Source organism: Leucobacter alluvii, assembly GCF_039530485.1.
Classification (GTDB): Bacteria; Actinomycetota; Actinomycetes; order Actinomycetales; family Microbacteriaceae; genus Leucobacter; species Leucobacter alluvii.
Map to the genome: position 1 here is coordinate 795,523 of NZ_BAAAOP010000005.1, position 22,417 is coordinate 817,939.

General features: G+C 67.8%; 21 protein-coding genes. 2 read left to right on the forward strand and 19 right to left on the reverse strand.

From position 1 onward, the window contains the following. Positions 1-30 precede the first annotated feature (30 nt). From hisI to ABFX18_RS08315, 12 genes are all read right to left on the reverse strand, one after another. Positions 31-399: a phosphoribosyl-AMP cyclohydrolase gene (hisI, locus tag ABFX18_RS08260; RefSeq protein WP_370567871.1), complete on the reverse strand. Its 369-nt coding sequence runs from the start codon at positions 397-399 to the stop codon at positions 31-33. Further along, the gene (gene hisF, locus ABFX18_RS08265) at positions 396-1,178 is read right to left on the reverse strand and encodes an imidazole glycerol phosphate synthase subunit HisF (RefSeq protein WP_346057971.1); all 783 of its coding nucleotides are present in this window, start codon (positions 1,176-1,178) and stop codon (positions 396-398) included. Before hisF ends, hisI begins: the two co-directional genes overlap by 4 nt. Before the next feature lie 11 nt (positions 1,179-1,189). Beyond that, positions 1,190-2,032 (reverse strand): ATP phosphoribosyltransferase, encoded by an 843-nt coding sequence (gene hisG / locus ABFX18_RS08270; RefSeq protein WP_346057972.1) that lies wholly within the window; start codon positions 2,030-2,032, stop codon positions 1,190-1,192. A 93-nt stretch (positions 2,033-2,125) separates the two neighbouring features. Beyond that, complete coding sequence (locus ABFX18_RS08275) at positions 2,126-2,389, reverse strand: phosphoribosyl-ATP diphosphatase (RefSeq protein WP_090149295.1); 264 nt, start codon at positions 2,387-2,389, stop codon at positions 2,126-2,128. A gap of 55 nt (positions 2,390-2,444) precedes the next feature. Then, complete coding sequence (gene rpe, locus ABFX18_RS08280; RefSeq protein WP_090149299.1) at positions 2,445-3,107, reverse strand: ribulose-phosphate 3-epimerase; 663 nt, start codon at positions 3,105-3,107, stop codon at positions 2,445-2,447. A 9-nt stretch (positions 3,108-3,116) separates the two neighbouring features. Then, positions 3,117-4,520 (reverse strand): MFS transporter, encoded by a 1,404-nt coding sequence (locus ABFX18_RS08285; protein WP_346058024.1) that lies wholly within the window; start codon positions 4,518-4,520, stop codon positions 3,117-3,119. 103 nt (positions 4,521-4,623) lie between these two features. Further along, the gene (locus ABFX18_RS08290) at positions 4,624-6,123 is read right to left on the reverse strand and encodes an RsmB/NOP family class I SAM-dependent RNA methyltransferase (protein ID WP_346057973.1); all 1,500 of its coding nucleotides are present in this window, start codon (positions 6,121-6,123) and stop codon (positions 4,624-4,626) included. Continuing rightward, positions 6,120-7,052, reverse strand: a complete 933-nt coding sequence (locus ABFX18_RS08295; RefSeq protein WP_346057974.1) for a methionyl-tRNA formyltransferase — start codon at positions 7,050-7,052, stop codon at positions 6,120-6,122. Before ABFX18_RS08295 ends, ABFX18_RS08290 begins: the two co-directional genes overlap by 4 nt. 54 nt (positions 7,053-7,106) lie before the next feature. Beyond that, positions 7,107-9,158, reverse strand: a complete 2,052-nt coding sequence (locus tag ABFX18_RS08300) for a primosomal protein N' family DNA-binding protein (protein ID WP_346057975.1) — start codon at positions 9,156-9,158, stop codon at positions 7,107-7,109. Positions 9,159-9,167: 9 nt separating this feature from the next. Then, positions 9,168-10,364 (reverse strand): methionine adenosyltransferase, encoded by a 1,197-nt coding sequence (gene metK / locus ABFX18_RS08305; RefSeq protein WP_346057976.1) that lies wholly within the window; start codon positions 10,362-10,364, stop codon positions 9,168-9,170. A 119-nt stretch (positions 10,365-10,483) separates the two neighbouring features. Continuing rightward, positions 10,484-10,771 carry a DNA-directed RNA polymerase subunit omega gene (gene rpoZ, locus ABFX18_RS08310; RefSeq protein WP_090149311.1) on the reverse strand — a complete coding sequence of 96 codons (288 nt, stop codon included), beginning with the start codon at positions 10,769-10,771 and terminating at the stop codon, positions 10,484-10,486. Positions 10,772-10,863: 92 nt separating this feature from the next. Further along, positions 10,864-11,511, reverse strand: a complete 648-nt coding sequence (locus ABFX18_RS08315) for a DUF8185 domain-containing protein (RefSeq protein WP_346057977.1) — start codon at positions 11,509-11,511, stop codon at positions 10,864-10,866. 103 nt (positions 11,512-11,614) lie between these two features. On the opposite strand from ABFX18_RS08315, the gene ABFX18_RS08320 reads away from it, so the two are divergent. Further along, complete coding sequence (locus ABFX18_RS08320) at positions 11,615-12,484, forward strand: acyl-CoA thioesterase (RefSeq protein WP_346057978.1); 870 nt, start codon at positions 11,615-11,617, stop codon at positions 12,482-12,484. 22 nt (positions 12,485-12,506) lie between these two features. On the opposite strand, the gene ABFX18_RS08325 is transcribed toward ABFX18_RS08320, so the two are convergent. The 3 genes from ABFX18_RS08325 to ABFX18_RS08335 form a co-directional block, all read right to left on the reverse strand. Continuing rightward, positions 12,507-12,974: an acyl-CoA thioesterase gene (locus ABFX18_RS08325; protein WP_090149322.1), complete on the reverse strand. Its 468-nt coding sequence runs from the start codon at positions 12,972-12,974 to the stop codon at positions 12,507-12,509. A 79-nt stretch (positions 12,975-13,053) separates the two neighbouring features. Beyond that, positions 13,054-14,736 (reverse strand): energy-dependent translational throttle protein EttA, encoded by a 1,683-nt coding sequence (gene ettA, locus ABFX18_RS08330; RefSeq protein ID WP_090149327.1) that lies wholly within the window; start codon positions 14,734-14,736, stop codon positions 13,054-13,056. An 88-nt stretch (positions 14,737-14,824) separates the two neighbouring features. Continuing rightward, positions 14,825-15,313 (reverse strand): DUF6993 domain-containing protein, encoded by a 489-nt coding sequence (locus ABFX18_RS08335; RefSeq protein WP_336662108.1) that lies wholly within the window; start codon positions 15,311-15,313, stop codon positions 14,825-14,827. Between the two features lie 270 nt (positions 15,314-15,583). On the opposite strand from ABFX18_RS08335, the gene ssb reads away from it, so the two are divergent. After that, on the forward strand, positions 15,584-16,117 hold the full coding sequence (ssb, locus tag ABFX18_RS08340) for a single-stranded DNA-binding protein (protein WP_336662109.1): 534 nt from the start codon (positions 15,584-15,586) through the stop codon (positions 16,115-16,117). Here the strand turns inward: ssb and msrA are convergent. From msrA to ABFX18_RS08360, 4 genes are all read right to left on the reverse strand, one after another. Next, complete coding sequence (gene msrA / locus ABFX18_RS08345; protein ID WP_336662110.1) at positions 16,114-16,638, reverse strand: peptide-methionine (S)-S-oxide reductase MsrA; 525 nt, start codon at positions 16,636-16,638, stop codon at positions 16,114-16,116. The two genes, ssb and msrA, sit on opposite strands and share 4 nt — an antisense overlap. Continuing rightward, the gene (nadE, locus tag ABFX18_RS08350) at positions 16,635-17,474 is read right to left on the reverse strand and encodes an ammonia-dependent NAD(+) synthetase (RefSeq protein ID WP_346057979.1); all 840 of its coding nucleotides are present in this window, start codon (positions 17,472-17,474) and stop codon (positions 16,635-16,637) included. The genes msrA and nadE overlap by 4 nt, the downstream gene beginning before the upstream one ends. A 54-nt stretch (positions 17,475-17,528) precedes the next feature. Further along, positions 17,529-21,035, reverse strand: coding sequence for a DNA polymerase III subunit alpha (gene dnaE / locus ABFX18_RS08355; RefSeq protein WP_428833652.1), 3,507 nt, complete (start codon positions 21,033-21,035; stop codon positions 17,529-17,531). A gap of 170 nt (positions 21,036-21,205) precedes the next feature. Further along, positions 21,206-22,285: an acyltransferase gene (locus ABFX18_RS08360; protein WP_346057981.1), complete on the reverse strand. Its 1,080-nt coding sequence runs from the start codon at positions 22,283-22,285 to the stop codon at positions 21,206-21,208. Positions 22,286-22,417 lie beyond the last annotated feature (132 nt).

The window sequence follows — 22,417 nt, forward strand, 5'->3', positions numbered from 1 at the left end:
CCTACCGCGGACGCCCGGGGCGCCCGTGCGTCAGGCATCTCCTGAGGGATCGCCGACGAGCGCGGTCACGTCGCGATCGGTGAAGCAGGTGCGCGTCCCCGTATGGCACGCGGCGCCGATCTGAACGACACGCACGAGCAGCGTGTCTCCGTCGCAGTCCATGGCCACCCCGCGCACGTACTGGCGATGCCCGGAGGTGTCGCCCTTCCTCCAGTACTCGCGACGCGAACGGGACCAGAACGTCACGCGCCCGGTCGTCAGCGTGCGCCGCACCGCTTCGTGATCCATCCACGCCAGCATGAGCACATCGCCCGACTCGTCGTCCTGGATGATCGCGGGCAGCAGGCCGTCGTGGGCGAAGACGAGATCGTTGGGTACGGGATCGATGTCGCTCATCATTCAGCCCCTGAGATCGCGGTGCGTACGGTATGGCCCTCAGCCGCCAGCGCTGCCTTCACCTGACCGATGGTGAAGGTCCCGTCGTGGAAGACCGAAGCGGCGAGCACCGCGTCGGCGCCCGCGTCGACCGCGGGCGCGAAGTGCTCGAGCCGCCCCGCGCCGCCCGACGCGACGATCGGCACCTCGGAGATCTCGCGCACGAGCGCGGTGAGCTCGAGGTCGAAGCCGGCGAGGGTGCCGTCGGCGTCCATCGAGTTCACGAGCAGCTCGCCAGCGCCTCGATCCACTGCTTCGCGGCACCACTCGAGCGCGTCGAGGTCGGTCTCGCGCTTTCCGCCATGCGTGGTCACGACGAAGCCCGACGGCGTGCGCGGACTGCGCTTCACATCGAGCGAGAGCACCAGCACCTGAGCGCCGAAGCGGTCAGCGATCTCGCCGATCACGTCGGGACGGGCGATCGCGCCGCTGTTGATCCCGATCTTGTCGGCGCCGACGCCGAGGAGCCTCGCGACGTCCTCGGGGCCCCGCACTCCCCCGCCGACGGTCAACGGGATGAACACTTGCTCCGCGGTGCGACGCACGACGTCGTAGGTGGTCGACCGATCGTCCACTGTTGCCGTGACATCGAGGAACGTGAGTTCGTCCGCGCCCTGCGCGGCGTACCGGGCGGCGAGCTCGACGGGATCACCCGCATCGCGCAGGTTGAGGAAGTTGACGCCTTTGACGACGCGCCCGCCGGAGACGTCGAGGCAGGGAATGACGCGTGTCGCAATCGACATATCGCAGCCTCTCAGAGGCGCGCCGCGTGAATCGCGGTCACGAGAATGGCACGGGCGCCGAGATCGTACAGCCGATCCATGATCTGGTTGGCATCATCGGAGGGGACCATCACCCTGACGGCGACCCAGCGGTCGTCTTGCAGCGGCGAGACGGTCGGGGACTCCATGCCGCCTGCAACCCGAGACGCTTCATCGAGCTGCTCGACGGGCAAGTCGTAGTCCATGAGCACGTACTTGCGCGCCACGAGCACGCCCTGCAGTCGACGCAGGAGTCGATCGATGTCGGGGTGGGCGTTCGGCCCCCCGATGAGCACCGCGGTCGATTCGAGAATGACCGGCCCGAAGATCTCCAGACCAGCTGCGCGCAGGGTCGCTCCCGTCGAGACGACGTCGGCGACGGCGTCGGCGACGCCGAGCTGCACGGCGGATTCGACAGCTCCGTCGAGCTTCACGTGCTCGGCCTCCACGCCCCGCGCGCGCAGAAAGTCATCGACGAGCTTCGGGTAGCTGGTCGCGATGCGCTTGCCGGCGAGGTCGGAGAGATCAGAGATCTCGCTCGTCGCCGGTGCAGCGAAGCGGAAGGTCGAATCGCCGAACTCGAGTGCGGCGATCTCGCGCGATTCCGATCCGGAGTCGAGCAGCAGGTCGCGGCCGGTGATGCCGACATCCAAGGCTCCTGAGCCGACGTAGGTCGCGATGTCCTTCGGGCGCAGGTAGAAGAACTCCACCTGGTTGCGGGCATCGGTGTGCACGAGCGTGCGGCTGTCGCGGCGACCCGAGTAGCCGGCTTCGGCCAGCATCTCGGCTGCGGTTTCAGAGAGGGACCCCTTATTGGGGACGGCGATGCGGAGCATGATGCGTGAAAGTCCTTCCGTGCGGCCGAGGAGCCGGCCAGTGAGTGCGGTCAGCGGCGAGCATCGACGTGCGGAGCGACCCGCTCGTCGATGCTACAGATGCGCGTAGACGTCTTCGAGACGCATGCCCTTCGAGAGCATGAGCACCTGCAGGTGGTAGAGCAGCTGACTGATCTCCTCCGCGCACGCCTCGTCGGATTCGTACTCCGCGGCCATCCAGACCTCAGCGGCTTCCTCGACGATCTTCTTCCCGATCGCATGCACCCCGGCGTCCAGGCGGGCGACAGTGTCGCTCCCCTCAGGGCGGGCGGCCGCCTTTTCGCTGAGTTCGGCGAAGAGCGCCTCGAACGATTTCACGTGAACAGCCTAGCGGGTTTCGCGTCGACGGCGGATCGCGCCGACCGTCGCCCGGTCAGTGCGCGTGCGCCGCTGCTGCCGTGCGCAGTTCGGCGATCCGCTCCTCCGGCACCCCCGAATACACGGCCGAACCGGCCACGAAGGTGTCGGCACCCGCTTCGGCCGCGATCCCGATCGTATCGACCGTGATCCCCCCGTCGACCTGCAACCAGAGGTCGAGACCGAAGCGAGCCCTCGCCTCGGCGACGCGACGGAGCTTCGGCATCATGTCGTGCATGAACGACTGCCCGCCGAAGCCGGGCTCCACGGTCATCACGAGCACCTGATCGAACTCGGGCAGCAGTTCGAGGTAGGGCTCAGGATCGGTGCCCGGCTTCAGCGCGATGCCGGCGCGCGCTCCCCGTGCCCGGAGCGCCCGCGCGAGTGCCACGGGATCCTCCGCGGCCTCCGCGTGGAACGTCACCGAGTAGGCGCCGAGGTCCGCGTATCCGGGCGCCCAGCGATCCGCGTCGGAGATCATCAGGTGCACGTCGAGCGGTACCGGAGACACTCCCTGGATGCGCTCGACGATGGGCGGTCCCATCGTGAGATTCGGCACGAAGTGATTGTCCATCACGTCGACGTGCACGAGGTCGGCGGTGCTGATCGCCTCCAGTTCGCTCTGCAGGTTCACGAAGTCGGCGGACAGAATACTCGGGTTGATGCGCTGCGCGGTCACGACCCCAGCCTAGGGCGTCGTGCGCACGGGCTCGTCCCCGTCGCCCGTAACCGTCGGCCCCGCCGGGGCGGGTGGGGGCGCGGCAGCAGCTGATGGCGCGGGGGCAGCGGCAGCAGGAGCGACGGGAGCGGCAGCGTAGCTCTGCGAAAGCACGCGATAGGCGCGAGTGAAGCACGCACCGACTGCGACGAGCACCATGGCGGCGCCGGTCCACACGAAGATGAGCGCGATACCCCGGCTCTCGCCCGATCCGAGCAGCCAGCCCCAGCTGGCTGCTCCCGCGGGCTCCTCCATGTACGGAACGATCCAGAACTCCGCGATCGGGGCGATGAGCAGTGACGTGATCGGTGCTGCCGCGGCTTCGAATGTCATGGCGAGACCGAATACGCGGCCCTGCTTCTCGTAGGGGACCACGCGTTGGATGACCGTCTGCTCTGCAGCTTCGACCGCCGGCATCAGCGCCATGAACAGCCAGATCCCCGAGATGAAGAGCCAGGGCCAGTCGCGCAGCGTGAACACCATGCCGAGCACGCCCAGCAGCCCGGCGAGCATCAGAATCGTGCGGATGGGGTTCTTCCCCAGCCCCCATTTCGCGACGACGGCGCCGCCGACGATGAATCCCGTCGAGGCGACTCCGAACACGATGCCCCACACTTCGACGGGGAAGAGTTCGAGCCCGTACGGGTCGAGCAGCGCCATGAACACGCCGCCGGAGAGATTGTTGAGCGTCGAGAAGAACACGAGTGCGATCAGGCCGGGAACGGCGAGCATCGCCGCCATGCCGCCGCGGAAATCGACAGCGCTGCGCGTCGGGTCCTGCACGATCTCAGGCTCGGGAATGCGGAGCGCGAGCAGATGGACGATGGGCGCGCCGACGAGCACCGTCGCGATGAGGATCGTGCCGCCCATGCCGAGGAACCCGACCGACAATCCGCTGAAGACGCTCGTCGCGATGAATGCGAGCCCCTGCACCGTGCCGACCAGGCCGTTCGCATTCGCGTGCCGCTCCGTCGGCACCAGGAGCGTCACGGTCGTGGACAGGGCGAGGTTGCGCAGCAACTCGACGACGCAGCCGGCGAGCACGATGAGCGTGAACAGCCAGAACCAGGGGCGGTCGAGACGCAGGAGCTCGGTCTCGGGAACGAAGAAGAAGATCACGCACCCCGTGACGAACGCGACGAGCGACGACACCGCAGAGACGAGCATCACCCGCTGCTTGCGCATCCGGTCGACGAGAGAGCCGAACCACATCGAGCACAGCGCGATCAGAATCATGTAGACCGCCCCGAGCACCCCGGTCGCGAGAATGCTGCGTGTCTCGAGGTAGACCCAGAAGACCACGGCGAACCAGAGGAAGTTGGTCGTGAGATTGGCGACCGCGGTGTTCACGAGCACGTGCAGGAACGTGCGCATGCCTCCCTCGGGAGGCATCGGCGCGGTCGAAGGCGGCGGTGCCTCCGGCTCCGGATGCGGGGTCATGCTCACAGGGTAAGCCCGACCTCCGACATCCACCAGATCAGGAGTCGACCGCGCGGCGCTCGATGAGCGAGATGAACATCGCGTCCGTACCGTGTCGATGCGGCCAGAGTTGGACGCTCAACCCGTCTCCCGGCAGATCGAGGGGCTCCCGTGCCACCTCCCCGACCACCGCGCGCGCATCGATCTCCACCAGATCCGATCGACTGCGCAGCAGACGATCCACGGTGACCCGCGTCTCCGCGAGGTGAGGCGAGCACGTCACGTAGGCGAGGATTCCTCCTGGAGCGAGGTGGGCGCACGCCTCCTGCAGCAACTCCGCCTGCAACCGCGTGAGCCCTGGGAGGTCGGATGGCTGCTTCCGCCAGCGGGCTTCGGGCCGGCGCCGCAATGCGCCGAGCCCTGAGCATGGCGCGTCGACCAGGATGCGGTCGAACCGTTCGCCGCCGTACGCCTCGTCATCCCGGCCGTCGAACGAGACCACGTCGACCGCGCCCGCGACTCCCGCGACCGAGTTCCGCACGAGCTGCGCGCGATGCGCTGCAACCTCGTTCGCACGCACGCTCGCTCCCCCGATGAGCGCCTCCGCTCCCAGAACGGCCGTCTTTCCGCCGGGCCCGGCGCACAGATCGAGCCAACGCTCCCCGGGCCGCACCGGCCGCGCGCGGGTGAGCGCGAGCGCGGCGAGTTGCGAACCCTGATCCTGCACACGCGCGAATCCACGCCGCGCTCCACTGGCCGCGATGGCGCGTGCGGGGTCACCGCCCCCGATCTCAACGCCGAGCGGCGATGGTCCCGAAACGACGACCTCGGCCTCCGCAGCGCGCTCGGCAGCTTCGATCGGAGTGACCCCGGCGCCCGGCAGGATGGCGACGTTGACGCGCGGAGCCGCGTTGTCGGCGACCAGCAGTGCGTCGAGCTCGTCTTCACGCCCTTCGATCCGCAACGCGTCCTGCATGGCGCGAATCACCCACGCCGGGTGCGAGGCGAGCGCGGCGCGGGCATCGTCGGCCCCGGCGGCGGACTCCGCGATCCGCGCATCCCATTCCTCATTCGATGCACGCCCGATGCTCCTGAGCACGCCGTTCACGAAGCCGGCCGCTGCGCGGTTGCCCACGCGCCGCTGCAGCTCGACGCTCTCGTTCACCGCTGCGTGCGGCGCGGTGCGCATGCCGAGCAGCTGATGGACGCCCAACCGCAGGACGTTACGCGTTCTGGCATCGATGCGCTCGATCTCGCGAGCTGCCGCGAGCTCGATGATCCGGTCGTACCTGCCGCGCCACCGCAATGCGCCGGAGGCGAGCTCCGTTGCGAGGGCAGCGTCGCGCGTATCGAGCCCCGCCTCTCGGATGCGCCCCGGGAGGGCGAGATTCGCATAGGCTTCGCGATCCTCGACATCGCGCAGCACATCGTAAGCGACGAGCCGAGCGGGCGAGATGGCCGCTCCGCTCCGCTCGGCGCTCTCGCGCCGGTCCGGCCTTCCGCCCCGTGCGCCGCCGCTGCGGCCCCGGCCGCGCGCGCCGTGCTGCGTTCCGCTCATGCGAGTTCCGCCCGTCCATCGCGTCCGCGCAACCACGCGGCGCCGTCCATCGACGGTTTTCCCGCCGGCTGCACCCGCACCAGCTCGAGCATCCCGTCGTGGAGGGCGAGCATCGCCCTTCCCTCCAGCAGGCCGACCGCGCCGGCCTGCATCGCATCGACGCCCGGTGGTGAGTCGGAGCCCGACGGGGCGCGCAGTTCCCTGACCTTCAACGGCACCCCGTCATGCATCGCGTAGGCTCCGGGCTCCGGCGTCATCGCGGCCCACTGGGCCAGAACGTCACGGGCACCGCGCCCGAGATCGAGGCGACCGTCTTCGCGCGTGAGCTTCTCGGCGTAGCTCGCCTCTCCGACCTGAGGCGCGCCCGCCGCGGGGTCCGCCCCGAGCAGTTCCACGGCTTCGACGAGCGCGCCGGTGCCGAACGAAGCGAGATCTGAGAGCGCAGCGCCCGCAGAGGTTCCTTCCGGATACTGCCGCGAATCCGTCGTCAGAATGTCGCCCGCGTCGAGCGCTGCCACCAGGCGGAACACGGTCACGCCGAGGCGCTGCTCCCCCGCCTCCAATGCGCGCTGGACGGGAGCCGCACCGCGCCACTTCGGCAGCGCGGAGAAGTGCAGGTTGATCCACCCGAGCTCCGGCGTGCTGAGCAGCGGCTCTCGAACGAGGCCGCCGTAAGCGACGATCACCCCGAGCTCGGGAGCGAGCTGACGCACCCAGGCAGTGGCCCCGTCATCGAGACGGTTCGCCCGGTGCACCGGGATTCCGAGAGCTTCGGACGCCACCGCGACCGGCGACGGGGTGAGCACGCGCTTCCGCCCGAGCGGAGCATCCTCGCGGGTGACCACTCCCACGACTTCGTGCCCGGCGGCGCGAAGCGCGTGGAGACTGGGTACGGCGAACTCAGGGGTTCCGGCAAAGACGATCCGCATCCGACCATTCTCCCACGCCCGCACCGCTCCCGCCGCGCGCACCAGATCCACCCGTCATCCGTCGAAGACTCCGCGATCGTCGAACCGGAGCCTGAGCGCCTCTGGCCGCGCTCGACCGGGGGCGCGGCCCCGCGTGCGGGACGCGGACCCGGCTGCGTCTGAGACCAGCGCACCGCGCAATCGCCTCGCGACCTCCGCACCGTGGCCGTAATCGAATCGGACGATCGCGCGGACGAGCCCCTGCGGGGTCTTCGCGATGCCGCCGGGGGGAAGCGGAGTCGGGCCGAGATGATCGACGCCCGGCAACGACTCGAGCTGCTGCAGCGCGCGTTGGACCTCCTCGGGCCCGCCGCTGACGCTCGCCACGCGCACGGCAGGGGGGTAGCGGAGGGCATGCCGATCGCGCAGCTCCCCGTGCAACCATTCGTCCGCGCGTCCGGTGACGAATGCGCGCACCACCGGCCCGCCGCCCGAGGCCATCAGGCAGACGCCGTCTGGGGCGGTGAGCGCAGCCACGTTCTCCCACCAGCGCAGGCAGTCCTCACCCGCACGCAGCGTCTCGATGCTGAGCAGGCGCTCGGCGTCGAGCAGCACGACGGCGCGGTATCCCCCCGCCGCCAGCGGCTCGGCCCCGCGGGTGGCGACCACGATAGCCGGGCGAGCGTCCACGCGCTCGCGGGGATGCTCGCCGTCGCTGAGCAGGACTCTGGCGCCCTCGAACTGACGCTCGAACTGCTCGACGGTGCGCCCCGACCCCATGCCCCGCTCCACGAGTCGTCTGCCGTCGCAGGTGCGGCAGTGCCAGTCGCTCGCGTACTCGCCGCACCACCGGCATGAGGCGCGCCCGATCACCCGGAAGCCGATCGGCCCGTTGCAGACACCGCAGCGCGCGAGGTCGCCGCAGTCTTCGCACACCGCAACCGGGGCGTAGCCGGGCGTCGCGACCTGCACGAGTACGGGGCCGGTGCGCAGTCCCTCGCGAATCGTCCTCGCCGCGAACTCGGGAACGCGCCCCGCGAACGCGTCGGGCGCGAGCGATGCGTCCGCGTGCACCACGCGGGCGCGCTTCGGCGGGTTGCGCTGCGCGTGCACGTACCCGAGGTCGACGAGCCGCTGCACCTCGGCACTGCGGGCGTGCGCGGCGAAGAACAGGCCGGCCGATTCCTGCTCGGCTCTGACGAGCGCGGCGTCGCGGGCATGCACGTACGGAGCGAGCGGCTCGGCGAGCAGAGGGTCGCCGTCGTCCCACATGATGATGGCCCCGAGCGCGTGGGCCGGGGCGTAGACGGCGGACCGATTGCCGAGGATGACGCGGGGCTCCGGGTCGCGAGCGCGCAGGAAGCCGGCGTAGCGCTCCGCGTTCGACTGCCGGGAATCGACGCGAACGACGTCCTCGTGCCCGAGCGCTGCGAGGGCGTCGCGCAATTGGTCCAGGTCGCGGTAATCGGGCGCGATGAGGATCGCGCTGCGTCCGAGCGCGTGCACGGCGAGCGCCGTGCGGGCGAGTTGCACCGCCCAGCCGCCGACCCATTCGCCGGTGTGCAGCCGATCGGGCCCGTGCGAAGCGGTGAGTGCCAGGCGGGAGCCGCCGACCAGTTGCTCGGCGATGCCCTGCTCCGGCGTTCCCGGCTCTTCGACCTCCGGCTCTTCGACCTCCGGCTCGGCGGCGTCGGGAGTGGTCGCGTCAGCTTCCGCGGCCGCCCGCGCAGCGAGATGCTGCTTCTCGACGCGCACCTGGCGGGTAGGGATCGCGAGCCGCAGGATGTCACCGGCTGACCCGCCGGCCCGATCGGCGACCGCCCGGGCGAGCCTCCACACCTCGGTGGAGAGCACGGGCACGAGGGTCACGATGTCGGCGATCGGCGAGAGCTCCCCGCCGAAATCGCTGCGTTCGGTGAAGCCGATCACGTACCCGAAGGTCTTCCGCTCCTTCGAGCGAAAGGGCACGCGCACGCGCTGGCCGACGCGGATGTCGTCGGCGAGTTCGGGCGGTACGGCGTAGTCGAAGAGATGGTCGAGCTGCGGGAGCGCCGAATCGAGCAGGATCTGGGCGATGGGTCGCCCCTGCGCTGATTCAGCCGTCGTGAACGCTGTCGCGGCCGGCATGCGGCTCGCCTACAGGCCCGCGGCGGCCCGCAACTCGGCGACGCGAGGAGTGGACTCCCAGGTGAACTCGGGCAGTTCGCGCCCGAAGTGGCCGTACGCGCTCGTCTGCGCATAGATCGGTCGGAGCAGCTCGAGGTCGCGGATGATCGCGAGTGGGCGCAGGTCGAAGACGTCGCGAACGGCTCGCTCGATCCGATCGGGCGGCACCGTCTCCGTGCCGAACGTCTCGACGTACAGCCCGACGGGATGCGCACGTCCGATCGCGTAGGCGACCTGCAGCTCCGCGCGCGCAGCGAGACCGGCGCGCACCACGTGCTTCGCGACCCAGCGCATCGCGTAGGCCGCGGAGCGGTCGACCTTGGACGGATCCTTGCCGCTGAAGGCACCGCCGCCGTGACGGCTGGCGCCGCCGTAGGTGTCGATGATGATCTTGCGTCCGGTGAGTCCGGCGTCGCCCATCGGACCGCCGACGACGAAGGGCCCGGCCGGGTTGATGAACAGCTCGGCCCGAGCGCTCGCGAGTTCGACGCGCTCGAGCACCGGGCGGATCACCAAACGCTCGACCGCATCCCTCAATGCCGGTTGCGTCATGTCGACGTGGTGCTGGGTCGACACGACGATCGCCTCGACACTCACTGCCCGATCGCCGTCGTAGCCGATCGTCACCTGCGTCTTGCCGTCCGGGCGCAGCTCGGGAAGTTCCCCGCTCTTTCGCACTTCGGTGAGGCGCTCGGCCAGCCGGTGCGCGATCCAGCTCGGCAACGGATGGAGTTCCGGCGTCTCATCGGTCGCGAACCCGAACATGATTCCCTGGTCGCCGGCTCCCTGCCGGTTGAGCTCGTCGTCGGCATCATCGGAGCCGCTGCGCACCTCGAGCGAGGTGTCGACGCCACCCGCGATGTCGGGCGACTGCTGACCGATCGAAACGGAGACGCCGCACGACGACGCGTCGAACCCCATCTCGGAGCTCGTATAGCCGATCTCTCGAACCGCGTCGCGCACCAGCTGCGGGATCTCGACGTATCCGCTCGTCGACACCTCACCCGCGACGTGCACGAGCCCGGTCGTCACGAGCGTCTCCACCGCTACGCGAGCGCCGGGATCCTGCGCGAGCATCGCGTCGAGAATCGTGTCGGAGATGCGATCGCAGATCTTGTCGGGGTGCCCCTCGGTGACTGATTCTGACGTGAACTGGCGCAACGACACGGTACTCCTCAAGATGACGGGCGGATGCGGGGAGGAAACCCCGGCCGGAAACGCCAGTGGCGCCGGACCCTGTTCAGGGTATCCGACGCCACCGACACTGCTGCGAATGCAGCTGAAGATTACGCTTCTTCGAGCTCGTCGGACGCGGCGGCCTCTTCGGCGCGACGCGTCATCGTGAGCTTGCCCTCGACGATCTCGTGCAGCGCGATCGAAAGCGGCTTGTCGTCCACCGACGAGTCGACCAGCGGGCCGACGTTGTCGAACAGATTGCCGTCGTGCAGATCCGTGTAGTAATCGTTGATCTGCCGCGCACGCTGCGAGGCGAAGACCACCAAGGCGTACTTCGAATCGACCTTCTCGAGCAGATCGTCGATGGGCGGGTCGATGATGCCGTTGGGATTGGCCATGTACACACTCCTCTAGTTGACCGTCCTATCCTACCTGAGGAATGCCGACTCCGCTGGTCGGAGACTGGATCGCCCCCGACTCCACGGGTCGACTACCCGATGAGCGAGCGGACGAGGACATGGCCGCGCGGCGTGGACACGCGAATCCACGTCAGTGATCGGGAGACATCCGCGGTGTCAGCACCCGTCAAGAAACTCATCGCCTCGGCAGCGAAGGCCGCGGCCGCCGGGATGCCGGGGGCGACCTCCAGCCCCCAGACCGAAGCGCGCACACGGTGCACGACGGCCTCGCCCGGGTCGGCCGGGAGCGAGGCCGCCACGCGGCCGATCCCCTCCTCCGCGACCGCACTCAGCGACGCAGCATCCAGCACGCCGGCGGCGGTCCACCCGGCGGCGGGCGGCAGCACACCGGCCCATGCCGCCATCGGACTCGACACGGGGATCTCCAGCTCGCGTCCGGCGAATCCCATCCGAGCGATCCGGTCGAGCAGAGCCCGACCGGGCACGGTGACGTCGACCGGCGTCCCCGGCGCGTCGCTCAGCGCGAACGCGCGCATGACGAGCACGACGGGCACGGTATCGGTGATGCCGCGCGGCGCTTGCGTGCATCCGTAGACCGCCAGCGCCGCACCGCGGGAGGTCATGCGCACATCGGGCTGCCCCGCGCGCAGCAGGCGTTCCAGGAATATCCGCAGGTCGTCGCGTGTGGCGGCGTCGGAAAGCTGCATCGTCTCGGGCATACGGCCAGAGTCTAGTGGGCTGCCACGGGACGCGGAGCGGGCCGGGGCCCCGCCGCGCATAGACTGGTCTCAACGTTTCCCGCGTGCTGACAACGGAGGATCAATGACCGCGACGCAAGGGCTCATGGACATGCTGACCGTGCTCGACTCCGGAGCGCGCACGCGAGAGGACATCCTCACTGGCCCTCCGCTCCCCACGCCGCACGGCCGTTCGTTCGGCGGCCAGGTGCTCGGCCAGGCGATCGCGGCCGCGGGCCGAACAGTGCCGAACGACCGCGAGATCCACTCCATGCACGGGTACTTCCTCAGGCCAGGCGACGCCGACGCGCGCATGACGTTCGAGGTGGATCGCCTCCACGACGGACGCTCGTTCTCGACGCGTCGGGTGCAGGCGTACCAGCACGGTGAGGCTCGGATGTCGATGATCGCGTCCTTCCAAACCGAAGACCCCGGGCTGGAGCACCAGGAGCAGATCGATCTCAGCGGGCTCCCCGACCCGGAATCGCTCCCGACCGTGTGGGAGAAGTACGGCCACCTCTCCGGCAACGGCCGCGCATCCTGGGTGCTCGATCGCCCCTTCGACTTCCGATACGTGGAGTCCGACATCATCCTCGAGGTCGCTGAACGCACCTCCAGGCAACGCGTGTGGATGCGCAGCCGTGAGCCGTTCGAGGCGTCTCCACTTCTCAACGCCGCCGCACTCGCATTCGGCAGCGACTACCTGCTGCTCGAACCGGTGGCGCGACGGCACGGTCTCCCCTGGGCCACTCCCGGGATGCGCGCCGCGAGTCTCGATCACGCGATGTGGTTCCACCGGCCGTTCCGGGTCGACGAATGGTTGCTCTACGAGCTCGACGCCCCCACCTCCCAGGGCGGTCGAGGCCTGGCCAACGGCCGCTTCTTCGATCGCGACGGCGTGCACGTCGCCTCGGTCGCGCAGGAGAGCATGATGCGCCTCCCCAACCAGCGCTGACCGGCGGGGAACGGAGCCGCATTCAGGGGCGGCGCAGCTCCAGCGGCGCGTCCATCCACTCCGCTACCGAAGCGCGCCCGGCGTCCGAGAGCCGAATCGGCCGCAACGTCTCGCCGTCGACGATCACAATGTGAGAGACCGCCCGGGCGACGACCGAACGCCCGCTCGCGGCGCCGTCGACGATCTCGTAGTGCACCTCGAGGCTCGAGCCGCCGAGCTTTCCGATCCAGAGCTCCACGAGGATCGGCCGATCCGAGTATTCGAGCACGCGCAGATACTCGATCTGCTGACTCGCGACCAGCATCTTCGGTCCGGACGGGTCGTCACTGCGGAAGTGCCGCTCCATGCCGGTCCGTTCGCGGCCGGAGCCGAGCCAGAACGTGCGCACGCGTGCTTCCTCGAGAAAGCGCGCGAAGGCCACATTGTTCACGTGCCCGTACGCATCCTGGTCGCCCCAGCGCAGCTCCATGTCGATGTGAGCGCGTGCCATTGCGAATCCTCTCGTCTCGCCAGAACCGCGTGATCGGCACGGGGCGCGCCTCAGTTCGCGAGGCGCGCCCCGTCCCCGACTAGTCGCGCGTGAGTTTGCGGTAGGTGACGCGAGAGGGCTTCGCAGCATCCGCTCCCAGGCGCTCGACCTTGTTGGCCTCGTACGCCTCGAAGTTCCCCTCGTACCAGTACCAGTTCGCCGGCTGATCCTCAGTGCCCTCGTACGCGAGGATATGCGTCGCGATGCGGTCCAAGAACCAGCGGTCGTGCGTGATGACCACGGCGCAGCCGGGGAATTCGAGCAGAGCGTTCTCGAGACTCGAGAGCGTCTCGACGTCCAAGTCGTTGGTCGGCTCGTCGAGCAGCAGCAGGTTGCCGCCCTGTTTCAGCGTGAGTGCGAGGTTGAGGCGGTTGCGCTCGCCGCCCGACAGCACGCCGGCCGGCTTCTGCTGATCCGGCCCTTTGAAGCCGAAGGTCGAGACGTAGGCTCGCGAGGGGATCTCGACGTTGCCCACCTTCATGTAGTCGAGCCCGTCGGAGACGACCTCCCAGACGGTCTTCTTCGGGTCGATGCCGCCGCGCGACTGGTCGACGTAGCTCAACTTGACCGTGTCGCCGATCTTCAGCTCCCCGCCGTCGAGCGGTTCGATGCCCACGATGGTCTTGAAGAGCGTGGTCTTGCCGACGCCGTTGGGGCCGATGATGCCGACGATGCCGTTGCGCGGAAGCGAGAACGAGAGACCATCGATCAGCGTGCGGCCGTCGAACCCCTTGTTCAGATCCTTGGCCTCCAGCACGATGCTGCCGAGACGCGGGCCCGCCGGGATTTGGATCTCCTCGAAATCGAGCTTGCGCGTGCGCTCCGCCTCAGTCGCCATCTCCTCGTAGCGCGCCAGACGCGCTTTCGACTTCGCCTGCCGACCCTTGGCGTTCGTGCGCACCCACTCGAGCTCCTCTTTGAGGCGCTTCTGCAGCTTCTGATCCTTCTTGCCCTGGACCTCGAGGCGAGTGGCCTTCTGCTCGAGGTACATCGAGTAGTTGCCCTCGTAGGCGTAGAGGCGGCCGCGGTCGACCTCGCAGATCCACGTCGCGACATGATCGAGGAAGTAGCGATCGTGGGTCACGGCCATGACCGCACCGGGGTACTTCGCAAGGTGCTGCTCGAGCCAGAGCACGCTCTCCGCGTCGAGGTGGTTCGTCGGCTCGTCGAGGAGCAGCAGATCGGGCTTCTCGAGCAGGAGCTTGCAGAGCGCGACACGGCGCTTCTCGCCGCCCGAGAGGTGCGAGACGATGGCGTCCTGCGGCGGGCAGCGCAAGGCGTCCATCGCCTGTTCGAGCTGGTTGTCGAGGTCCCAGCCGTCGACGGCGTCGATGGCCTCCTGCAGTTCGCCCATCTCGGGGAGCAGCTTGTCGTAGTCCGCGTCGGGATCGGCCATCTCGAGCGAGATCTCGTTGAAGCGGTCGAGCTTTCCCTTGATCTCGGAGACGCCCTGCTGCACATTGGCGAGCACCGTCGCGTTCTCATCGAGCTCCGGCTCCTGCATCAGGATGCCCACGGAATACCCCGGGGTCAGCAGCGCCTCGCCGTTCGACGGGGTGTCGAGACCGGCCATGATCTTCAGGATCGTCGACTTGCCGGCGCCATTCGGCCCGACCACACCGATCTTCGCGCCCGGAAGGAACGCCATCGTGACGTCGTCGAGAATCACCTTGTCGCCGTGCGCCTTGCGCGCGCGAACCATTTGGTAAATGTACTCAGCCATATACACACTCGGGCGCAGAGGCGCCCCGAACTCCCTTATTGGAATGATGGGTTGCGGATCGCCACCACTCTACCGCCAGGAGCGCCGCTTAGCCGATCGGCGCCGTTTGCCCGATCAAACAGATGTCGCCGGCGGGGCCGACCGCCGGTTCGTTCTTCGCGACGAAGCTGCGATCAGCAGCGATGACCTGCCCGATGAGGCAATCCGACCCGATGCGCACCGAGACGAAGATATTGTCCGCCGGAAGGCTGGTCTTGCTCTGATCGAAGCTCACCTGCATCGCGGTGCGATCGAACCCGGCGTCTGCGACGGCCTGCACGATCGGAGCGCCCTGCACCGGCTCCTCCCCCGAGCTGAAGGTACGCAGCACCTCCGTGAAGTACGGCAGATTGTCTTCCGCGCTGCCTTCCGGGAAGAACTCGGGCGGCGTCTCGGGAGCAGCCGTTTCGGTGCGCTCGGGCGTTTCCGGTTGCGGACCTTCGAGCAGCGCGCAACCAGACAGCAATGCAGCGCTGAGACCGAGCGCGATGGATGCGAGAACAGCGGAACGGCGACGGGGCGTCAGAGCAGCAGGCACCCGCCCAGTGTACGCAACGACATCGCGCCGATACTGGCGATTCCCCGGAAGCGGCGGGCAGCGCGGGTGCCCCAGTGGCCACCGACCTTCGCTCACAACTCGCGCTTCGACGCGAAACGAAGAAGCGTTCCACAGAAGCTCATGGGCGTCCCGGTCCGTGTGCTCTCAGGTCCCAGGCTGGAGGCGAACGGGCGGATCGGACTCCGCACGGCACGGTCCGCCCGTTCACTCGTCTGCATCGCCGTTCAGGCCTCACCGAAGGAGCGCACCATGTCCACCACTGTCACCGTCGTCGGGACGATCGCCACCGACCCTCGCACCACCACCTCGCCGGGTCGAGCATCGTTCTGCTCGTTCCGTCTCGCCAGCACCGACCGCAGATTCGACCGCGAGCGGAACAGCTGGGTCGACGGCGAGACCAACTGGTTCTCCGTCAACGCGTTCCGCAGTCTCGCCGAGCACGCCGGGGCGTCGTTCGCGAAAGGGGAACGGGTGATCGTGCACGGGCGGCTGCGCATCCGGAGTTGGGAGTCGGACGAGAGGTCCGGCACGTCGGTGGAGATCGAAGCGGAAGCGATCGGACACGACCTGCGCTGGGGTGTGACGGCGTTCACCAGGCAGACGGCTTCGGAACCCGACTCGGCGATGAGCCAGCACTCGTTCGCGGAGTCGACGGATGATGCGCCTCCGCCCCAGGGGTGGCCCGAGGAGACGGCAGATGCCCAGACGAGAGAAAGCCTCGACACCCACGACGGTGCCGAGACTCCCTCAGCGGATGGCGGCCTGCTGCCCGCCGCCGCCTAACGCAAGTACTGCGAGAACGCGGCTCGCACCTTGTTCACCTTGGGCACCGCTACGGCCAGGCAGTACCCCTGGGTCGGGTTCTTCGCGAAGAAGTCCTGATGGTACTCCTCCGCGGGGAAGACCTCGCCGAGCGGCTCGATCGTCGTCACGACGTCTCCTGGCCAGAGGTCGCCCGCGCGCGCTCGGGCGACCTCGAACGCCTCGCGCTGCTCGTCATCGGCTGGGAACATCGCCGAGCGGTACTGGGTTCCCACATCGTTGCCCTGCCGGTTGAGCTGCGTCGGGTCGTGCATCGTGAAGAACGCATCGAGGATGACTTCCGACGGGATCGTCTCCGGATCGAAGGTCACCGCGACCGCCTCGGCATGGCCTGTGGTCCCCGTGCAGACCTGCTCGTAATTCGGCTGCGCCGTATCGCCTCCGGTGTAGCAGGAGACGACCTCCGTCACTCCCTTGAGTGCGCGGTAGGCCGCGTCCAGGCACCAGAAGCATCCCCCTGCGAGCACGTATGTCGTCGTCATGATTCTCCTCCTGCCGATACCCACCAGTCGTCGCCGGGGGCGACGGGAAGCCGTCGCTTATGCTCGGTCGACCGGTATCGGCGCTCGAGATTCTCAACAGCCGCAGGAGCCACACTGTTCCCGGTCAGGTAGTCATCGATCTCCCGGTAGGTCACCCCGAGACTCGATTCGTCTGACTGGCCCGGCTCATCATCGAGAAGGTCTGCTGTCGGAGTCTTCTTCCACAGCCGCTCGGGCGCGCCGAGTTCGCGCAGCATCGCGGCACCCTGGCTCTTCGTGAGGCCTCCGAGAGGCACCACGTCGGCCGCGCCGTCTCCGAATTTCGTGTAGAAACCGGTCACCGCCTCCGCAGCGTGGTCCGTTCCGATGACGAGCAAGCCCCGATCCCCCGCGATAGCGTACTGGGCCGTCATGCGCATCCGCGCTTTCACGTTCCCACGGTTGAAGTCGGTGATCGGCAGCCCGGCCGCCGCGACCGCATCGGCCAGCGCGGTGGTCGCCGGGGCGATGTCCACCGTCAGCGATTCATCGGGCTCGATGAACGACAGTGCGAGCTGCGCATCGTCCTCGTCGTGCTGCACCCCGTGCGGCAAGCGGACGGCCACGAAGGTCGCGTCCCTCCCCTCGGCGCGGAGCCGCTCCACCGCGAGCTGGGCCAGCCGGCCGGCGAGCGAGGAGTCCTGCCCGCCGGAGATTCCGAGCGCATACCCGCGAACGCCCGGCACCGAGCGCGCGTACGCCACTAGAAATTCGATTCGACGCTCGACTTCCTCGGCAGGAACGACATCGGCACTGACATCGAGGGCACGGATGATCTGCTGCTGCGTCTCACTCATACGCCCACCCTACTCCGCGACCGTTGCAGAAGGGTTACAAGAATCGCCTCCGAATCAGACGAGATCCTCGACCGGCAAGAGACACCGCGGTCCGAGCAATCCCTTCAGTTCGCCGAAGAGATCAGCGGTGATGCGCACCTGTTGCGGCAGCTCGAACACCCGGATCGCGGTGGACGTCATCAGGTTGATGCGCACCTCGCTCTCCCCGCGATGACGCAGCAGCGTGTCCTTCAGCTCGTCCATGAGTTTCTCCGTCGCGCGAGCGTCGGAGAAGGTCAGCGTCAGCGTCGAGGCATCCTCCTGCGCTGAGACGTCGATGGGCTTCACGCCGTACGCGTGCATCGACATCCCGTCGTCGCGCGCATTCAACTTGCCTCGAAGCGCCACAACGCTGTCGGGCTGCAGCATGCTGCCGAACTCCTGGTACGACTTGCCCATGAAGAGCGCCTGCACTTCACCGGTGAAGTCCTCGATCGTGACCATTCCGTAGAGGTTGCCCGATTTCGCCGTGCGATGCTGCACGCTCGTGAGGAGACCCGCGACCGTGACGATCTCGCCGTCGAAGCTGGGGCTGGCGTCCGGGTTGGTGATCTGCTGCACAGTCGCGCTGGCCTCCTTCGCCAGCGCCGCATCGAGTCCGCGCAGCGGATGATCGGACACGTAGAGTCCCAGCATCTCGCGCTCGAACGAGAGCTTGTCCTTCTTCGTCCACTCCGGTCGGTCGGGGACCTGCGACACGGTCTCGGTGGAATCACCCTGCGCCTCCGCCGCTTCGGCGAAGAGACTGTCGAAGTCGAACCCGACGTTCCCGTTCTCCGCGTCGCGCTTCTCCTTCACCGCGCTTTCGATCGCCGGCTCGTGAATCTCGACGAGAGCCCGCCGAGTTCCTCCCAGCCCGTCGAACGCCCCCGCCTTGATCAGCGACTCCGTGGTGCGCTTGTTGAGCGCCGTGAGCGACACCTTCTTGAGGTAATCGTGGAAGGACTCGAAGCGCCCCTTCGACTCCCGAGCCTCGCGCACCGCGTCGACCACGTGCGTGCCGACGTTGCGGATGGCCCCGAGACCGAACCTGATGTCGGATCCCACTGCGGAGAAGTTCGCGAACGACTCGTTGACCGCCGGGGGCAGCACCTTGATGCCCATGCGCCGGCACTCGTTCAGGTAGATCGCGAGCTTGTCCTTGGAATCCCCCACGCTCGTCAGCAGCGCCGCCATGTACTCAGCCGGGTAGTGCGCTTTCAGGTACGCGGTCCAGTAGCTCACGACCCCGTACGCGGCGGAGTGCGCCTTATTGAACGCGTAGTCCGAGAACGGGAGCAGGATGTCCCAGAGCGATTTGATCGCCGCATCGGAGTAGCCGCGGTCTTTCATCCCGCCGGAGAAGCCGGCGTACTGCTTGTCGAGCTCGGACTTCTTCTTCTTGCCCATGGCGCGGCGCAGAATGTCGGCCTGGCCGAGCGAGAACCCTGCGACGCGCTGGGCGATCGACATCACCTGCTCCTGGTAGATGATGAGCCCGTAGGTGGTGGAGAGGATCTCCTGGAGCGGCTCTTCCAGCTCCGGGTGAATGGGGGTGATCGGCTGCAAGCCGTTCTTGCGCAGCGCGTAGTTGGTGTGCGAATCCGCGCCCATCGGGCCGGGGCGGTACAGCGCGAGCACTGCCGAGATGTCTTCGAAGTTGTCGGGCTTCATGAGCCGCAGAAGTCCGCGCATGGGGCCGCCGTCGAGCTGGAAGACGCCGAGCGTGTCGCCGCGCGCGAGCAACTCGTAAGAGTCGGAGTCGTCGAGTTCGAGCCGCTCGAGGTCGAGCTCTTCGCCCCGGTTCAACCGAATGTTCTCGAGCGCGTCGGAGATGATCGTCAGGTTGCGCAGGCCCAGGAAGTCCATCTTGATGAGGCCGAGGCCCTCGCACGTCGGATAGTCGAACTGCGTGACGATCTGACCGTCCTGCTCGCGCTTCTGCAGCGGGATGATATCGATGAGCGGATCGCTCGACATGATGACGCCCGCGGCGTGCACACCCCACTGGCGCTTCAAGCCCTCGAGACCGAGTGCCGTGTCGTACACGGTCTTCGCGTCGGGGTCCTCCTGCAGCACGGCACGGAATTCCGCGGCCTCCTTGTACCGGGGATGCTTGTCATCGGTGATGCCCGACAGCGGAATGTCCTTCGCCATCACCGCAGGCGGCATCGCCTTCGTGAGCTTCTCCCCCATGCCGAACGGGAAACCGAGAACGCGCGACGCGTCTTTCAGCGCCTGCTTCGACTTGATGGTGCCGTAGGTGACGATCTGCGCGACGCGCTCATCGCCGTACTTCTCCGTCACGTACCTGATCACCTCACCGCGACGGCGATCATCGAAGTCGACGTCGAAGTCGGGCATGGAGACGCGGTCTGGGTTGAGGAACCGCTCGAAGATGAGGCCGTGCTGGAGCGGGTCGAGGTCGGTGATGCGCATCGCGTAGGCGACCATCGATCCGGCGCCGGAGCCTCGTCCCGGCCCGACGCGAATGCCGTTGTCCTTGGACCAGTTGATGAAGTCTGCGACGACGAGGAAGTAGCCGGGGAAGCCCATCTGCGTGATGACGCCGATCTCGTACTCGGCCTGCTTGCGCACCGCGTCGGGGATGCCCGATGGGTACCGGTACTGGAGCCCGGCCTCCACCTCTTTCACGAACCAGCTGTCCTCGGTTTCACCCTCGGGCACCGGGTACCGCGGCATGTAGTTGGCCGACGTGTTGAACTCGACGTTGCACCGCTCAGCGATCAGCAGGGTGTTGTCGCACGCTTCGGGGAAATCCCGGAAGATGTGGCGCATCTCTGCGGCGGTCTTCAGGTAGTAACCGGACCCGTTGAACTGGAAGCGATTGGGGTCGTCCAAGCGGGACCCGGACTGCACGCACAGCAGCGCGGAATGCGCCTCCGCATCCGCTTCGTGCACGTAGTGCAGGTCGTTCGTCGCGACCAGCGGAATCGACAGGTCGCGAGCGATCTTCACGAGGTCGGTCTGCACCCGGCGCTCGATCTCGAGACCATGATCCATGAGCTCGCAGAAGAAGTTCTCCTTGCCGAAGATGTCCTGGAACTCCGCCGCTGCCTGCCGGGCCTCCTGGTACTGCCCGAGCCGCAGGCGCGTCTGGATCTCCCCCGATGGGCAGCCCGTCGTCGTGATCAGCCCCGCGCCGTAGGTCTGCAGCAGTTCGCGGTCCATCCGGGGCTTGAAGTAGTACCCCTCGAGCGAGGCGTAGCTCGACAGGCGGAACAGATTGTGCATGCCCTGCGTCGTCTCGGAGAGCATGGTCATGTGCGTGTACGCACCCGACCCCGAGACGTCGTCGCCACCGCCGTCGCCCCAGCGCACGCGGGTCTTGTCCGAACGATGCGTGCCCGGGGTCAGGTACGCCTCGATGCCGATGATCGGGTTGAGGCCGTGGTCCTTCGCTTGCTTCCAGAAGTCGAAGGCGCCGAAGGTGTTGCCGTGGTCGGTGACCGCGATCGCCGGCATGTTCTGAGCGGCTGCCGCTTCCATGAGCGGACCGACGCGCGCTGCACCGTCGAGCATCGAATACTCGCTGTGCACATGCAGATGAACGAAACCGTCGGAATCAGACACGGATAGAGCCCCTTTCGCCGCTCATCAAGCGTACCCCTCGCACGCCGATGATTCCCCGCCGCCGGGCGCGGCACCGGCCTCCGCCAGCTCCTTCCCGTGTCGAACGCGCGGCAACAGCTTCAGGCGAGCACCCCGCGCAGACGCGGAACGATGCGCAGGAGCATCGACGCCCCGAGACTCAGCATGAAGGCGAGCACGGTGACCGCGACGACTCCGACCAGCGGGGGCGCGATCTCGGTGGTGACGCCGAACCTGCGCAGCAGCCACAGGAAGAACGGATGCACGAGGTAGATGCCGAATGACGCACCGGCGACGAGCGAGACGACCCGATCCCAGCGAGCGGAGATCCGATGCGAATCGCCCCAGGCCTTCGCAGCGGCGAACACGGCGACCGAGACGACCGCGACATTGAGCGTCGTGAAGTCGAAGAACCGCTCGTCCGTCTCGCCGGCGGCGCGGGAGACGCCGCTCGTACCGACGATGGTGACGGCGATGCCCGCGACCGCGAGACACCCCCACACCGCGAGCGCTCGACCGCGGAGCGTCGTCGTGTGCAGCAGGTACCCGAGGACGAAGTACCCCGCGTAGCCGAGCACGAGATCGAATCGCATGGAGCCGAGCACGTCGGCGAGGAGCTCTCCGGCGACCGGGATTCCCGTGAACAGCGGAAGCACGCCGGCGAAGGGGATGGCGAGCGCGACGAAGTACCAGGCGACACGGCGGTCCTCGACGACGGTGCGCAGAATCGGCGTTCCGAGGTTCAACCCGAGCAGGGCCAGCAGGAACCAGAGATGGAAGTGCCCGGTGACTGCGGCGCGCAGGAAGTCGGTCGCGTCGCCGTCGCCGCCGGGACCGTATACGCCGAGGGCGGCGTACGCTGTCGACCACACCGCATAGGCGATGAGCAGTCGGGGAATGCGTCGCCTGAAGAGCGAACGGCGCGATACCCGCTTCTCCGGATCGAGGAACAGCGCCCCCGAGATCATGAAGAAGATCGGCACGGAGAAGCGCAGTGCGCTGTTGATCCAGGTCAACTGCTCCCAGCGGGCCGAATCGGGCGGAATGGCGTGCCACTCCGTGATCGCGGCGTGGATCATGACGACCGCGATGATCGCGACGCAGCGGAGCACGTCGAAGTACTCGATGCGGTTCGAGGCCGAGCGCGTCGAAGGCGCACCGTTCCCCGTTTGCCGTCTCATGCCCACCCACGATAACAAAGCCGGCTCGGCCGGGGTCGCAGGAATCGATCGGGGGAATGCTGCGCCGCGCACGGAGCGCCCGGCCGACAGGTTCCTCGACGGCGAGCGGGAGTAGGGTGAACCAGAGACGCG